Here is a 16,204-nt window from a genome sequence, read left to right as displayed (position 1 = left end):
ATATTTACAATATACAAAAATCAAACGTTTGAATATTTTGATTCTCTATAGTATAGAAACAATTTTATTACTTTCACTATGAGAATTTATGATTTTAAAAAACTATACTGTTCCAATTATAATAATTTGTTCAATTTTATGTTTGCCATGCTGTCAGTCAAATGCAGACAAATATGCTGCTGATGTATACAAAGTAGACCAGTTAAATACAAGACAGGAAACAAAGACAGTAAATATTATTTCAATACTCCCAGCAAAAGTTAGCGTTGATAATAAAACTAATCAACGAGCGGCCCAAATTGTTGGTGGACTTTTAGGCGCCGTTGCAGGAGGTGTGACTGGTGATCATATAGGATCCGGAAATACTTTAGGAACCGTAGCAGGTACCATAACTGGAGGAACAATTGGAGCAGCGGCTGGAAGTCTCGTGAGTAATAATGTTCTCGTGGGTGGAGTATCGTTAACTTACAAGGACGGAACAAAAATATATACTTCAACCCAAGTTGGCAAAACCTGCCAATTTACACCGGGTTTAGCTATGGTTGTTTCGACAAAGAATAATGAAACAAGAATTCAACCTAATGCCAAATGTCCAGAAAAATAATAATTAATTTGTTTTGTTACGGTTAGAGCGATTTGTTATGAAAAAAGTAATTTTACCCATCGTTTTTTTATTAGTAAGCACGTCAAGTTATGCTAATTCAGTGCAAGATCAACTTGCAGCAGTTGCTCAAGCCGAACAACAAGGAAAAAGTGAAGAGCAACTGCAGCAGAATGCGCTTCAAGAAAGAACAGAAAAAGAAATGAGGTGGGAAAAACAAAGACGAGCAAAAGCGCAAGCTGTAGCAATTCAAAGAGCGCGAATTGCTCAAGCCCAGCAACAAATGGACAAAAAAAGAGATCAAAATTACGAAGATGAGCTACGAAATTTAGAAATCCAGAGACAAAAACTTGAATTGTCTAAAGATGAGGCAAAAGTAAAACGAGAAAATGAATACATAGATCGAGAACTTAAAAGTAAAAATGCAGATATTGACGTCGTAAAATCTGAGGCGGATGTTAATAGAAACCTTTCAGAAGGAGGGCGAGATTTTTTGAAAAGCGAAGGCAAAGCAAGTGAAAAAAAAGCTAGTGGTTGGTTTAAATAATTTTTTTTGAAATACATTTAAAACACTTTATTTCGTTTATAAAGGAAATGTAAATCCTCTTAAAAATTAGGTAATCTTACAACATTTGCCTAGATTATCATCATTTTTTTAACTTTCTGGCTATATGATTGATAAGCTACTAAAATATTTTAGTTCTCGTATTGAATATTATATTTTCAAAAACTTGATTTTTACGGCGACGTATGTAAATAATTCTGAAATCTTGTAGTATAGATATTTTAAATTATAGGAATATAGCTATTTATCAAAACGATTTCATTATCTTTAATAATTTTTTGATAGACTATTAAGAATATTCAATACATACGATCAAAGAATTTTATCAAAAAATTAATTTTAAACTTAACTTAACATAATCATTAATCAATTGACCATCATCATTATTTGATTAAAAAACTATTCAATTAATGTTGGGTAAACCATTTACTAAATTAACCTGATGTAGTTAAAATATACTTTATATAAATTGTGTAATTATTTTAAGTAGCACTATCGAATTCATTAACTTTTATCGACGTTATAATTACTCGCAACTCTTAGATTAGTAAATCAAAAAAAACGTTAGTGTTTACTATAAATAACATAACGAAATTTTTTGGGACTAAGACCAATTTTGTTTTTAAAGACACGCGAAAAATAAAACTGATCTTTATAGCCCAGTTCTTGCGCAATCTGGCATATGGATAAAGGAGTTGTTTGTAACAAAAACTTAGCACGATTCATACGTTGATCTTCTCGCCAAACTGAAATACTTACCCCCATGTTTTCTTTAAAAAGATGTGAAATACGAGAAGGGGATAGATGAACGTAATGCGAAACTTGGTTAATAAACGAATCATCTTGTGAAAGCTTATTAAAGTTCTCCGTAATATAATTACAGGCTAAAACCACACGATAATCGTAATTCTTTTCATTCAATTTTGATAGGCTTCGCATACGCCTAATTAAAAAACTTTCCAATAAATTCATTCCAAGTAGTTCCGAATACATATCAGAAGATTGTGCAATATCTACAATTTTAATAAACAATTTTTCCAATTTTTCGGTCAAATCTCGTTTAGGACAAAAATATCCAATTTTGCCTATTTTATTTGGCCATACTAGCCAATTTGTCCATAAAGCTCGAGGTCTAAAATAAACCCAATAATGGTGCCACTGCTCTGAATTAGCTCGACGACCGTAATAATGCGACTCACCTGGTGGAAAAATAAGGTAATCTCCTTTGTGACACACAAAAGATTGATCTTTATAATAAACTTCTCCCTCGCCAGAACGGGTTAAATTTATAATGTATCCCTGCATACCTTCAGGTCTATCTACAAAAAAATCGTATATACCATTTTTATTAATAGGCGTTAAACCAGCGACCAAATGGGCATTAAAGGAATATCCCGGTAATAATGGATCTTGATGTTGTTCATTAGGCATAGGGATCACGAAAATTTGATAAGCAGAAAATAATAGGATTATACATAAACCTTAACACATAAATCCATAAAATATATTTTTAACAGTTGCTAAAAGCTAATTTTTTTTTATTTCACATGAAGTGACAGTATTGTCCATGTTTTTAACAAGAAAGTGCATACTCTTATTGTCTATTTATGCATACCTTAAATATTCAACTGTATTTTAAGGAAAAACTTAAATATGCAAGATTCAATCTCCTTAGGTCTTGATTTTGGTAGTGACTCTGTCCGCGCTATAGCCGTTGAATGCAAAACCGGTTTTGAAATAGCTAACGAAGTGGTCTGTTACCCAAGATGGAAAGAAAATCTTTACTGCAATTCGATACACAATATCTTTCGTCACCATCCCTTAGATTATATTGAATCTATGGAAAAGGCGATACGTTCGGTTGTAACGCTGTTAGGCCAACGCTCAAAAGATATTATTTCTATTGGCGTCGATAGTACGGCATCAACGCCAGCCCCTATGGATAAAGAAGGTCAAATACTGGCACTCAGACCTGATTTTGCGGACAATCCCAACGCCATGTTTGTGCTCTGGAAAGATCATAGCTCTATCAAACAAGCAGAAAAAATTAATCAATATTGCCAACAAAAGGACAATGCACGTTACCTTGATCATTGTGGTGGAATCTATTCCTCTGAATGGTTTTGGGCAAAAATTATGCATGTTTTTCAAGAAGATCAACACGTAAAAAAGGAAACCGCTTCTTGGATAGAGTTATGCGATTGGGTTCCTGCCTTATTATCAGGAAGCACAAAGCCTGAGCAAATCAAAAGAGGCCGTTGTGCGGCAGGTCACAAATGTTTATGGAGTGAAAGTTGGGGAGGACTTCCGCCTTATGAATTTTTTTATCATTTAGATCCTAACCTTGTAGAAAATTTACCTTATCCCCTCTTCACAGAAACCTATACGGCTGACGTCCCGGTTGGACACATTACTCCAGAATGGGCCAAAAGATTAAACGTACCAGAGCATACTGTTATTTCTGGCGGTGCTTTTGATTGTCATACCGGGGCAGTTGGCGCTGGTGCCAAACCATACGCGCTTGTTAAAGTTGTTGGTACTTCGACCTGTGATATTTTATTAGCAGACAAAAACGTCGTAAAGGACACGATCGTCCAAGGGATCTGTGGTCAGGTCGATGGCAGTGTGATGCCAGAATATATTGGTTTGGAAGCTGGACAATCTGCCTTCGGGGACATTTACGCATGGTATCAAAAATTACTTTCTTTACCTTTCAGACAGCTGGAAAACCAATCCCCCGATCAAAGAAATAAAATTAAACTATTAGAAGACGAATTACTTAACACCCTAGCAAAACGATGGTTCGAAACCATAGATCTGGATCATTTACCGATTACACTGGATTGGTTCAATGGACGAAGAACTCCTATGGCTAATCAACGTTTAAAAGGCACGTTAACAGGCATTACCTTAGCTACTAATACAGAAACGCTTTTTGGTAGTCTGATTGTGTCTACTGCTTTTGGTGCTCGAGCAATTATGGAATGTTTTACGAACCAAAAAATTCCTGTGAACTCTATTATTGCCATTGGCGGTATTCCACAAAAGTCACCCATCATTATGCAAACCTGTTCTGACGTGATGAATAGACCTATTGATGTATGTGAATCCGAACAATGTTGCGCGTTAGGCGCAGCAATTATTGCTTCTGTGGCTGCAGGTTTCTATCAATCCATACCAGAAGCACAGCAGCACATGTCCAGTCCAATTAGCAAAACATTTCACCCTGATCCTAAAAGGGCGAAACAGTATCAGAAACTTTATGAACAGTATTTACGTTGGGCTGAAGTGTGTGAACCTCAGTACAACCAAAATTTTTCTTAGATTTACTCTAATTTTAATTGCAAAAGAGAACGAACATGACGGTATTTAACGAATTTGAAGTCTGGTTTTTTGCTGGCAGTCAACATTTATATGGACCTAAAACATTACAACAGGTTGAAGAGAATGCGAAAGAAATTGCTTCTTATTTTAATCAAGAAGCCAATCTTCCTGTCAAAATTGTTTATAAACCTACTGTAACAAGGCCAGATGAAATTACATCTTTATGCCGCGAAGCAAATTATAATCCAAAATGCATAGGTCTGATCACGTGGTTGCATACGTTTTCTCCTTCTAAAATGTGGATTGAAGGTCTGCGTATTTTAGATAAACCTTTACTGCAACTGCACACGCAGCATAATCAAACCATTCCTTGGAACGATATTGATATGGATTTTATGAATCTTAATCAAACCGCTCATGGGGGCAGGGAATTTGGTTTTATTTGCGCGCGTATGAAAATACCCACATCGGTTGCAACTGGGTATTGGAAAGAACAATCTTTACATAAACAAATTTCAAAATGGATGCGCGTTTCAGCTGCAATTACTGCCGAACAATCCATGAAAGTGGTTCGCTTCGGTGACAATATGCGCGAAGTTGCGGTTACTGAAGGTAACAAAGTTTTTGCTCAAATGCAATTTGGCTATTCTGTAAATACCCATCCAGTCAGTGAGCTGGTTGATGTGGTTAATGCTATCGCGCAAAGCGACGTCGATAATCTGGTGGAAGAATACGAAGCTTGCTATCGTTTTAGTGAAGCAACACAACGAAATGGTAGCAAAAGACAAAATGTAATTGAAGCCGCACGGATAGAACTGGGTATAAAAAAATTCTTGCAACAAGGAAATTTCTCCGCGTTTACCACGACGTTTGAAGATTTGCACGGCTTAAAACAACTTCCGGGTATTGCAGCTCAACGTCTTATGCAACAAGGCTATGGTTTTGGCGGAGAAGGAGACTGGAAAACATCAGCGTTTCTAAGAACCATAAAATTCATGGCAAAAGGTATGGAGCGGGGAACTTCGTTTATGGAAGATTATACCTACGATTTCTCAGCCAGCCAAGAGCTCGTTATGGGCGCCCATATGTTGGAAGTTTGTCCTTCTATAGCTGAAAATAAACCTTTGTTGGACGCCCAATACCTTGGAATAGGTGGGAAAGAAGATCCCGTAAGGCTTATTTTTCAAGCAAAACCCGGTCCGTCAATTAATGCCAGTCTGATTGATATGGGAAATCGTTTTCGTTTAGTAACCAATACTTTGGAAACTGTAGAACAACCTCACGCTTTACCAAAGCTTCCTGTTGCGTGTGCCATCTGGAAACCATTACCCAACTTCAGAACTTCTATAGAAGCATGGGTTGCCTCAGGTGCAGCTCATCATTCAGTCTACACACAGGCCTTAGATATGGAATATTTCCGCCTTTACGCAAAGCTTAGAAATATTGAACTGCTTGTTATCGATGAAGATACCAAAATTGAACAATTTCAAAAAGAAATACAGTGGAATGACATTCTGTATTCAAAATAACAGCTGATCCTATAATGTCACCCATTAACAGAAACGAGATTTAAAACAATGGAAGAAGCTATTATTCTAGAAGGCGAAGAGAAACAAGAGTTGTTTGCAAATAAAACAACACTCCTTGTCGTACTGTCTGCCGCTATGGCTGGACTACTCTTCGGTTTGGATATCGGGGTTATATCCGGTGCCTTGCCTTTTATAACCTCTGCTTTTAAATTAACCAGTCAACAGCAAGAATGGGTCGTAAGCTCCATGATGTTGGGGGCAGCATTAGGCGCTATATCAAACGCATGGTTTTCTTTTAAACTTGGAAGAAAATACAGTCTTTTAATTTCCGCTTTATTCTTCGCTGTAGGATCAGTCGGATCGGGTTTATCTGGCAACGTAGAGCTGCTCATTTTTTGGCGCATTATACTTGGTTTTGCCATAGGTATCGCTTCGTACACGGCCCCTTTGTATCTCTCAGAAATGGCACCCGAAAACATACGGGGGAAAATGATTTCTGCGTATCAATTGTTGATCACTGTAGGTATTTTGGTGGCGTTCCTTTCAGATACATACTTCACACCAACACAAAATTGGCGAATGATGTTGGGAATTTTGTGTATTCCTGCTTTTTTGCTCATGCTTACCATTTCTTTTCTACCGAACACGCCTCGTTGGTTGGCCGCCAAAGGTAGACATGAAGAAGCTTTACAAGTACTGCATCTCATACGTAATAACGAAAGAAAAGTTAAAAAAGAGTATGATGAAATACAGGATAGTTTAAAAGTTAAGCAAGAGGGATGGCATCTCTTTAAAGCAAACAAGAATGTGAGAAGGGTTGTATTTTTGGGAATGGCGCTGCAAGCGATGCAGCAATTTACAGGTATGAATATTATCATGTATTACGCACCTGAAATTTTCAAAAGAGCAGGCTTTCAATCAAATTACCAGCAAATGATTGCAACCGTTATCATCGGCTTGACGTTCGTATTAGCCACTTTCATTGCTATCTTTACGGTCGACAAATTAGGAAGAAAACCTATTCTTAAAGTCGGCTTTACCATTATGGCCATAGGTACATTTGTTTTGGGACTTTGCTTACATCTCATTGGACAAGGAAATACGTCTGCATTTATTCCTTATGCCTCTATAGGCATGGCAATTATGTGCATCGGTGGTTATGCCATGAGTGCGGCACCAGTCATTTGGGTTCTTTGTTCAGAAATACAACCCTTAAAAAGCAGAGATTTTGGAATTTCTTGTTCAACCACAACGAATTGGGTCAGCAACATGATTATTGGAGCAACCTTTTTAACCTTAATTCATTTGGTAGGAATTACGTGGACGTTCTGGCTCTATACAATTTGTAATGTACTATTTATTTTTGTTGTTATTTTCTTCGTTCCTGAAACTAAAAACGTCACATTAGAACATATCGAAAAAAATCTGTTAAATAATAAACCACTTCGCGAAATTGGTGATTAGCATATTAGCTTTACGGAGAATATACACCTATGCTTGAAGCACTAAAGGAACAAGTTTTCGAAGCCAATATCCAACTAAAAAAGTACAATTTGGTTATCTTAACTTGGGGCAACGCAAGCGAAATCGATGAGAACAGAGAGCTTATGGTTATCAAGCCTTCTGGAGTAAACTATAATCAGATGAACCCTAGCGATATGGTAGTGGTTGATATAAAAACAGGAAAAACCGTAGAAGGAAAATTAAAACCCTCTTCCGACGCAGAAACACATCGTATTTTATATCAACAGTTTCAAAATGTTGGCGGTATTGTCCATACGCATTCTCGTCATGCCACCATATGGGCTCAAGCAGGAAAATCTGTAGATCCCTTAGGCACGACACATGCCGATTATTTCTACGGCGCAATTCCTTGCACGAGACGCATGAAAAAGGAAGAAATAGATCATAACTATGAACTTGAAACGGGTAACGTTATTGTTGAAACTTTTCAAACCAAAAACATAGATCCGATGACAATTCCTGCTGTGCTAGTTCATTCTCACGGCCCTTTTACGTGGGGAAAAAATGCGTTAGAAGCCGTTCAACATGCCTTAATTTTAGAGGAAATATGTTATATGGAAATGTTTTCTTACATGATTTCACCATCACTAGAGGAAATGCAAAAGGATCTGTTGGATAAACATTATTTGCGCAAACATGGCGCCAACGCTTACTACGGTCAAAAATAAATTTACTTATCTATTCTATCGAAACTAACATCATTCTCCAAAGGAGTGATGTTAGCTTTTTACTCCTGCACTTTAATTAATTCAAAAAAACTACTCTATATAAATTTTAAAAAACTAAAGCCGCCAAAATCATATCAAATCAATACAAGCGTTTCAGCCATTTCCATAAATTAAGCGCTGTCTAAAAATCTAATGCGCATTATTTGTCTTACAATTTTTATTAATGCCTTAATAGATACCAATAAATCTTACCAGCAATGAAAATAAAAAGTATGACAACTTTGAAAATGGACCGATTATTCATCCAATATTCAACCACGCCTAGTGGTTAAAATTTGTTTCACGCATCTACACCATTAGCGACATTTTTACTGTATTCATTTTTTTAACAATTCTAGTGCACTAAAAGTAATTTAACCACCTCAATACTTCTTTGAAACGCACTTTTGGCATCACCAATCGTTTTTCCGCGTTCTTTTGCTAGTAATACCACAATCGTATCAGCTTTTTTTAAGTAAATCTTTATAAAGAAACATAATACGAGCACGTTTCAAAGGAGAAATATTCTTCCATTCAAAAAATTACTCTTGGGCAACAGCATTACCTCATTTTACTATAGCCATAGAAAACAAAGCCGTCCATTTTAACACTTTACCTGTAGCAAAATTAGACATTCTACGTTTGAAAAATATCATTAACGCGTTCTTTGTAAGTAAAATGACCTAATATATTGTCGTTCATTCTTTATAGCTTTCTTATAAACAATTTGAATATAATTAAAATTATCAAACACGTTTTTAAAAATTAAAATGAAACGATTTCATTCGACTGAATCGTTAAAGGTCATTACTTAGGTTTTAATTCATAGCAAAGAACAATTAATTCGCTTTTAAAAATATTACTAATTCCGTTTTGAAAACTTTAGTGCATTGCTAAAGTCATTTTTTAAACTTTAAAATTTACGACTTAACAATAAGAAAAAACTTTTCTAAGATTTACATTTATCAAAATAGTAAAATTAGTTTTCCACTGTATAAGATTTACTGTTTTCTAAATTTACATGACAATTTTTATATGCTGTATTTGCTAAAAATTAAGTTTAGCGATGTTAACTGACTATATATTTCAAACAGTTATGTTAAGTTTATTCTATTAAACAACAAAGAAAAGAGAATAATTACTGTTATATATTGAAAATAACTCAACCCAATCTAATCAAAAAATATAAGGAAGTGACAAAATTTTCTAAGCACAAAAAGCATAGGATTAAGTCATTTCTTAACATTACATTTGTTATTGGCTGTGATACCTACGTTGTCAGCAATTACTATAATAGTAAAAGATAAACTTTATATACGGCGTTTACCTTAAATAATCCTTAAAGTTACACTTTAAAAAAATTCTTTCTCTATTCACAATATATTATTTGGAGCGGATGAAGGGAATCGAACCCTCGTGTACAGCTTGGGAAGCTGTCATTCTACCATTGAATTACACCCGCATTCAGTATCGCAAATATTTTATGTTTTTTTACAAATTATGCAATCCTCTAAGAGATTATTTTTAAAACTTAATTTTCTAAACCAATTGCGCACAAATTGTCATTATATATAAAACTTTACTTATCCATGAAATCGATGGAACGTTTCAAAAGAAAAAACTAAATATTCGGTTTTTATATTCGGAACATCCATGATATTTAATTTTTAAATTAGCGTGCAAGTTTTCAAATCTAAAGGCCAATTACAATGAAAAAAGAAATAACCATTCCTTTTCCTTCACGTGAGGAAGCAGAAGAGGCGGTTAGAACTTTAATACGTTGGGTAGGTGATAACCCACAAAGAGAAGGATTAATGGATACCCCTAGAAGGGTAATCGATTCCTTCGCAGAGTTTTTTTCAGGCTACAAAGAAAATCCAAAAGAAATTTTAGCTCGAACTTTCGAAGATGTTGGAGGATATGAAGATATTATCTTATTAAAGAACATACGTTTTGAAAGTCACTGTGAACACCATATGGTTCCCATAATTGGTCAAGCCCATGTGGCTTACCTTCCTCGTCACAGAATTGTAGGAATCTCTAAACTAGCACGAACGGTCGAACTTTTTGCTAAGCGACTGCAAGTACAAGAACGATTAACCTCAGAAATAGCTCATGCTATACAAGACATATTAAATCCAAAAGGGGTTGCTGTAATCGTTGAAGCCAGTCATCAATGCATGACCACTCGAGGCATACACAATGTCGGCGTGTCCATGATAACATCAAAAATGCTAGGGGCTTTTAAAGAAAATGAGAGTATTAAAAAAGAACTAATGATGATGTTGAAGCAACTTTCTTCATTTTCAAACTCTTAGTTTTCTACTAAATCTATTTAAAAGCTGCGTTTGTGCAAAATATTTAAAATAAAATTTATTTAACATTTTGTTTTATTAAAATTACTTATAAACCATTTATTATAAATTCATCCATTAATTGTCTTAATTTCTGACGACTATCTGGGTAATGATCTGTAGAAATAACCTCACACAAATATTTCATCTGTCTTCGAGTCGTATAAAGTTGATCAATTAAATTTAAAACTAAAGACATGGCATCTTCACTTATCCCTAAATTATCGCGCAAATCTAGAATAAGCCGAGCCCTCGCTTCATCTATCTCGTAAAATAAATAGTTATCTTCTTTTTTTTCTGGCTTTAACCACTGATTTTGTATCCAACTTTGAATATCAGCAGAGGTTACTTCTGGAAGATTTAAACAAAGTGTTTCAAGCGTTATCATCACTTTTCTCCAAAAATTTTAACTTTATATTTTTATTGGTTACCATCAGGTTGGTTACGTAAAAAATCCTCTAAAGCTTTATCGACTTTACCAATGGAAACTTGTAACTGTACGTATAAATCTCCTGCTTGTAGAGTACCTTTGGCTGGAAATCCTCTACCCCGCAAACGTAAAATACTCCCTGTATCAGAATGAGGAGGTATATTTAAAGAAACCTCTCCTTGAGGGGTCATTACGTTTAATTTTCCTCCTAAAACCGCTGTTTTCAAAGGCACAGAACAATTTAAACGAATATTTCTTCCCTCTTTTTTAAAGTGCGGGTGAGGCCGTATATGAACGGTAATTAACGCATCCCCAGGCGGCGCATTTTTAATACCAGGATCACCTTTACCTCTTAAACGCAATACTTGACCGTCTTCAATACCCAGAGGAATCTTAACATCAAGCGTGCCACCACCTGGCAGTGTTATTCTCGATTTAGCGCCATTCACAGCGTCAAGAAAATCAATTTCCAATGTGTATCGCTTATCTTGGCCATGCCTAGGTCCGAACGGATTGCTTTGTTGGGTAAACCCTTCACCTGAAGCACCTGCCCCGAACATACTAAATATATTTTGTAGATCTTCTTCAGAAAATTGTGAATTGCCGGCATGCTGGTTGTAACGAAATCCTTGTGTGCCGTCCGCATAATGACGATACCCAGCTCCATTAGCAAACCCTTGCTCTTGACCATGTATATCAATCTCACCACGGTCAAACCGAGCACGTTTCTCAGGATCTGAGAGCAAATCGTTGGCTACACCAATTAATTTAAATTGCTCTTCTGCTTTTTTATCCCCCGGATTTAGATCAGGATGATATTTCTTAGCTAAATCACGGTACGCTTTTCTTATTTCTTCTTGACTGGAATTTTTGGGTACTCCTAAGAGTTTATAAGGATCCATGCTCAAAGTTTTTCCCCTTCCTATTTAAAAATATCGCTTTAAAATCGAGTTCATCGGCCAATGCAATTAATAAGGCTTCAAATACATCAACAGACAATCCTGCTTCTGCGGCTTGATTTGCTAGCAAGGTAAGACGATCGCGAACGAAATTCTCGGCAAAATTTGCATCTATTTTATTGCTCATTATGCTTTTCTTACTCATCATTATAAAACTCATGATATCAGTTGAAAATCTGCTTTTATCCTATCGAATTTATTAAAAATAAGAACGAGAAAATCGTTTAGCTTTTCACAGTTTACTATGAATATACGTTCTGTATACAAAGATATTTTTTCAAAACTTGCACTAACAGAAAAAAAGCCAATTTGAATAGCGTATTGACAATAACATGTGTTTATTTAAATAGTTGGTTGTTAATGCTAAGTTTTTTATAAATACCTGTTAAGCAACTGTCGAACGAAATTGACCAATCTGGCCTCTATGTCTAAGCCAATGGTCAGCAAGTACGCAAGCCATCATTGCCTCCCCAACCGGTACTGCTCTAATACCAACGCAGGGGTCGTGCCTACCTTTGGTAACCACTTTTGTAGCATTCCCTTGCGCATCAATTGAATCTTGAGGTATTAAAATAGAACTGGTAGGTTTAACAGCAAATCTTACTACGATGGGTTGGCCTGTCGAAATTCCCCCTAAAATACCGCCCGCATGATTAGATGCAAATTCCAATTTATTTTCTCTTAGGAAAATAGAATCGGCATTTTCCTCACCACGCAAGTGCGATACTGCAAATCCTTCCCCTATTTCTACGCCTTTTACAGCATTAATACTCATCATTGCTCGGGCAATATCGGCATCCAGCTTCCCATAAATAGGCGCACCTAATCCAGCAGGAACGTTTTCTGCTACAATTTCAATAATAGCTCCAATGGATGAGCCTGATTTTCTTATGGAAGCAAGTTCTTCACGCCAGCATGCTACCATATCCCTGTCCGGACAAAAAAAATCGTTTTCTTTTACAGTTTGCCACGACCAATGATCTCGATTAATTGCTTTATCACCAATTTGTATCAAAGCGCCGCGTATCTTTATTTGATTACCTAAAACCAAACGTGCTATAGCGCCCGCGGCCACACGCACTGCGGTTTCGCGTGCTGAGGAACGACCACCACCACGATAATCGCGAAACCCATATTTTAAATCATAGGTTAAATCTGCATGGCCAGGACGATAAGCCTGCGCAATATTTTCATAATCTTTCGAACGCTGGTTCGTATTTTCTATTACGAGTGAAAGAGGCGTACCGGTAGTTTTCCCTTGAAATACACCTGACAAAATACGCACCCGATCTGGCTCATTTCTTGTAGTCGTAAATGCCGATTGCCCGGGCCTCCTTAAATCAAGCCACGGCTGAATGAGCGCTTCTGAAAGCGCTATTTGTGGAGGACAACCATCAACAACACAACCTATTGCAGGACCGTGGCTTTCCCCCCAAGTAGTTACACGAAATAGGGCTCCAAAACTATTATCAGACAATAACTTTACCTGCTTTTATCTTATTCTTCTATAACCAACCCAATATCGGGAGCGGAAGGGTTTTTCATTCCTACTAAATGGTATCCGCAATCCACGTGATGTACTTCCCCTGTGACGCCTTGAGAAAGATCAGAAAGTAAATACACACCTGCTCCGCCCACTTCATCAATAGTTGTGTTCCGTTGTAAAGGAGAATTAAGCTGATTCCATTTAAGGATATAACGGAAATCACCAATGCCACTAGCGGCCAAGGTTTTTATAGGACCAGCAGAAATAGCGTTAACGCGAATATTATCCTTACCCAAATCTGCGGCCATATATTTTACAGAAGTTTCTAATGCAGATTTAGCAATTCCCATTACGTTATAATGAGGCATAACGCGTTCTGCACCTAAATAAGTTAAGGTTAATAGGGATCCACCCGTCGTCATTAATCTTGAAGCTTCCTTTGCTACCGCTGTAAAAGAAAAACAAGAAATATCTAACGCTGCTAAAAAAGCCTCTCTAGGAGTATCAATATAACGCCCGCGCAAATACTGTTTGTCCGCCCAACCAATAGCGTGGACAACAAAATCAAGTTTTCCCCATTTTTGCTCAATATTTTCAAATGTTTCTATGATATCCTGATCATTAGAAACATCGCATTGAATAAGATAGCTAGAACCCACCTCCTCTGCCAAAGGCTTAACTCTTTTTCCCAAAGCCTCACCCTGATAAGCAAAGGCTAATTCTGCACCCTGCAATCCACAGGCACGTGCTATACCCCACGCAATAGAATGATTATTGGCCATACCCATAATCAAACCACGTTTGCCTTGCATTAATGTCCCTTTTAATGGAAGTTCTGCACCTTTTTTTGACATGATAATCCTTAAGATAACTCTCTGAAAAAACCTACGGTGGCGAAATTAATTGTAAATAAAAAAAACAGTAGTTTATCTTTCATACCCGATTTAAAACCGAATGAAAAGAGGAAGCATTAAGGAGAACAAAATGAATGAATTATTATTTAACTATTACGCAAAATTGATTTGGTAAACTTTGTCAACTTCACGATAAAACTTTTTTTATTTTATTTTTCAACTTATAGTAAAATATTAAACGTCGTAAACTAAAACCGTCATATTAAATTTTTGCCTCAATGAAGGATACCATCCTATGCTGAACGTAAAAAAAATTTTAGTTCCCATTCAAGGCACTCCGCTTTCTATAACAACGTTAACTACAGCTTATTTATTGGCAAAAAATCGTAAAGCACATCTAGCCGTCGTCCACGTTCACCCTGATAAAAAAGACATTATACCGTTGACGGGGGAGGGCTTATCCGGATCAATGATTGAAGAAGTAATTAACATAGCTGAACACGAAAGTGTAAAACGGGCCAAATTTGCTCGTCAAGTTTTTGATGATTTTATTGATAACCATAATATAGAACAAACTGCACCATCGCCTAATGATACTTTAAGTGGGAAAACCACAGCAAGCTTCACTTCCTTAATAGGCAGAGAAGGGCCTCTAATCACTTACTGGTCAAGATTATCCGATGCAATTGTAATTTCTCACCCAAATGCTGATGAGCATGTATCCTCCTCAGAAATAATTCACACATTGCTATTTGAAAGCGGAAGACCCGTTATTATTGCCCCAAAAGTGCCGCCACATACTGTAGGAAAACACGTCTGCATCGCTTGGAACGGAAGTGCGGAATCTGCGGCGGCTTTGCATGCCAGTCTACCTTGGATTTTAAACGCAGAAAAGGTCGGTATATTGTATACTGAAGATTATGAAGATCAAAATGCAAAAATTCAAGATGTAGTGAATTACCTTAAATTCCATAGTGTAGACGCTCAATTGTGCCAGTTTGCATCTGAGAAGAATACAGGCGCAAATATGTTAGAGGCTTGTGCCAATTTTGATGCTGATATGCTATGCATGGGTGCCTACTCGCACCCACGTTGGAAACAACTTATTTTGGGCGGAGTGACCAGCTTTATGCTAGAGCATGGAGATTTAACTATTTTTATGAATCGTTAAACTTATTAGTTTTTAATAAATATTAAAATGTATTTTCAATACTAGATCAAGTTTTTTGAAATAATTCTTAGCAATACAAACTTTAATTATACTTGGGACTCTCCTTACATTTAATTCGTTACTTTTAAATTTGTTTCTCTATTTTTAACCTATCAAGTTATAGAAAAATCTTTAACCGGATTTTTCTATAAGAAAAAGATAAATAAAAAATCTTTTGACAACCATTTTTAAAAGAAAATTATTTTATTCCTTCGAGAAGCACTTTTAGAAATGACCACTTAAGTGCAGTGTAATAAAATAAATTCTTGAACTATTATATTGGAAAAAGGCAAAAAATATCTCTTCTTCAATTACATTCAAATAAGCAATTAAAAAATAATAAAATTTTTATTGTTGTAATTTACCTCGTTGTGCTTGATCTTCATAACACTTTAAAAACTATGCGTAAAAAGATACTTAATTTAGAAGTATAGTTCATAGTTTTTAAATGCAGTAAAATTGCTAGAAAGCTAAGAAAAATCGCAACTTGTGAAAATCTAAGCTTATAACGCAAATAAAAATCTGGGCAAACAATTTCGTAGGCTTAGCTTCATTTAACAATTATGATAATTTTTCACTTTGACGGACCGATTTGTTTCGATTATTAATTCCAATTGATAAAACTCTGTAAAAATCTTCGCTTCATCTAAAATTACATTTT

General features: G+C 36.0%; 14 protein-coding genes and 1 tRNA gene. 8 read left to right on the top strand and 7 right to left on the bottom strand.

All coding sequences use genetic code 11. The features are described 5' to 3' along the window. Positions 1-88: 88 nt before the first annotated feature. Positions 89-604, top strand: a complete 516-nt coding sequence (locus AABE15_RS02890; protein WP_338329780.1) for a hypothetical protein — start codon at positions 89-91, stop codon at positions 602-604. Between the two features lie 37 nt (positions 605-641). Continuing rightward, positions 642-1,148, top strand: a complete 507-nt coding sequence (locus AABE15_RS02885; RefSeq protein ID WP_338329779.1) for a DUF5384 family protein — start codon at positions 642-644, stop codon at positions 1,146-1,148. Positions 1,149-1,730: 582 nt separating this feature from the next. Here AABE15_RS02885 and araC read toward each other — a convergent pair. Then, positions 1,731-2,597 (bottom strand): arabinose operon transcriptional regulator AraC, encoded by an 867-nt coding sequence (gene araC / locus AABE15_RS02880; protein ID WP_338329778.1) that lies wholly within the window; start codon positions 2,595-2,597, stop codon positions 1,731-1,733. Between the two features lie 222 nt (positions 2,598-2,819). On the opposite strand from araC, the gene AABE15_RS02875 reads away from it, so the two are divergent. The 4 genes from AABE15_RS02875 to araD are packed head-to-tail and all read left to right on the top strand — an operon-like array spanning position 2,820 to position 8,211. Then, complete coding sequence (locus AABE15_RS02875; RefSeq protein WP_338329777.1) at positions 2,820-4,490, top strand: ribulokinase; 1,671 nt, start codon at positions 2,820-2,822, stop codon at positions 4,488-4,490. Between the two features lie 35 nt (positions 4,491-4,525). Further along, the gene (araA, locus tag AABE15_RS02870; RefSeq protein WP_338329776.1) at positions 4,526-6,019 is read left to right on the top strand and encodes an L-arabinose isomerase; all 1,494 of its coding nucleotides are present in this window, start codon (positions 4,526-4,528) and stop codon (positions 6,017-6,019) included. 48 nt (positions 6,020-6,067) lie between these two features. Continuing rightward, complete coding sequence (locus tag AABE15_RS02865; RefSeq protein WP_338329775.1) at positions 6,068-7,483, top strand: sugar porter family MFS transporter; 1,416 nt, start codon at positions 6,068-6,070, stop codon at positions 7,481-7,483. Between the two features lie 29 nt (positions 7,484-7,512). Next, complete coding sequence (araD, locus tag AABE15_RS02860; RefSeq protein ID WP_338329774.1) at positions 7,513-8,211, top strand: L-ribulose-5-phosphate 4-epimerase; 699 nt, start codon at positions 7,513-7,515, stop codon at positions 8,209-8,211. Positions 8,212-9,638: 1,427 nt separating this feature from the next. On the opposite strand, the gene AABE15_RS02855 is transcribed toward araD, so the two are convergent. Then, positions 9,639-9,712, bottom strand: a tRNA-Gly gene (locus tag AABE15_RS02855). A 247-nt stretch (positions 9,713-9,959) separates the two neighbouring features. On the opposite strand from AABE15_RS02855, the gene folE reads away from it, so the two are divergent. Next, entirely contained in the window at positions 9,960-10,568 is a 609-nt protein-coding gene (folE, locus tag AABE15_RS02850) for a GTP cyclohydrolase I FolE (protein WP_338329773.1), read from the top strand. A gap of 85 nt (positions 10,569-10,653) precedes the next feature. Here the strand turns inward: folE and AABE15_RS02845 are convergent, their stop codons facing one another. The 5 genes from AABE15_RS02845 to fabI all read right to left on the bottom strand — a co-directional run bounded on the left by AABE15_RS02845 (position 10,654) and on the right by fabI (position 14,333). After that, positions 10,654-10,992, bottom strand: coding sequence for a hypothetical protein (locus AABE15_RS02845; protein ID WP_338329772.1), 339 nt, complete (start codon positions 10,990-10,992; stop codon positions 10,654-10,656). A gap of 32 nt (positions 10,993-11,024) precedes the next feature. Further along, the gene (locus AABE15_RS02840) at positions 11,025-11,936 is read right to left on the bottom strand and encodes a DnaJ C-terminal domain-containing protein (protein WP_338329771.1); all 912 of its coding nucleotides are present in this window, start codon (positions 11,934-11,936) and stop codon (positions 11,025-11,027) included. Further along, a complete protein-coding gene (locus AABE15_RS02835) occupies positions 11,923-12,120 on the bottom strand; it encodes a hypothetical protein (protein ID WP_338329770.1) in 198 nt (65 codons plus the stop codon). The genes AABE15_RS02840 and AABE15_RS02835 overlap by 14 nt, the downstream gene beginning before the upstream one ends. A gap of 258 nt (positions 12,121-12,378) precedes the next feature. Then, positions 12,379-13,470 (bottom strand): chorismate synthase, encoded by a 1,092-nt coding sequence (gene aroC / locus AABE15_RS02830; protein WP_338329769.1) that lies wholly within the window; start codon positions 13,468-13,470, stop codon positions 12,379-12,381. A gap of 20 nt (positions 13,471-13,490) precedes the next feature. Continuing rightward, a complete protein-coding gene (gene fabI, locus AABE15_RS02825) occupies positions 13,491-14,333 on the bottom strand; it encodes an enoyl-ACP reductase FabI (RefSeq protein ID WP_338329768.1) in 843 nt (280 codons plus the stop codon). A 295-nt stretch (positions 14,334-14,628) separates the two neighbouring features. On the opposite strand from fabI, the gene AABE15_RS02820 reads away from it, so the two are divergent. After that, entirely contained in the window at positions 14,629-15,504 is an 876-nt protein-coding gene (locus AABE15_RS02820) for a universal stress protein (protein ID WP_338329767.1), read from the top strand. Positions 15,505-16,204: the final 700 nt, after the last annotated feature.

Origin of the sequence: Commensalibacter sp. Nvir (assembly GCF_963921845.1) — a bacterium.
Taxonomy (GTDB): domain Bacteria; phylum Pseudomonadota; class Alphaproteobacteria; order Acetobacterales; family Acetobacteraceae; genus Commensalibacter.
Note: the sequence above shows the minus strand (reverse complement) of the source record. Positions and strands in the feature narration are given on the sequence as shown.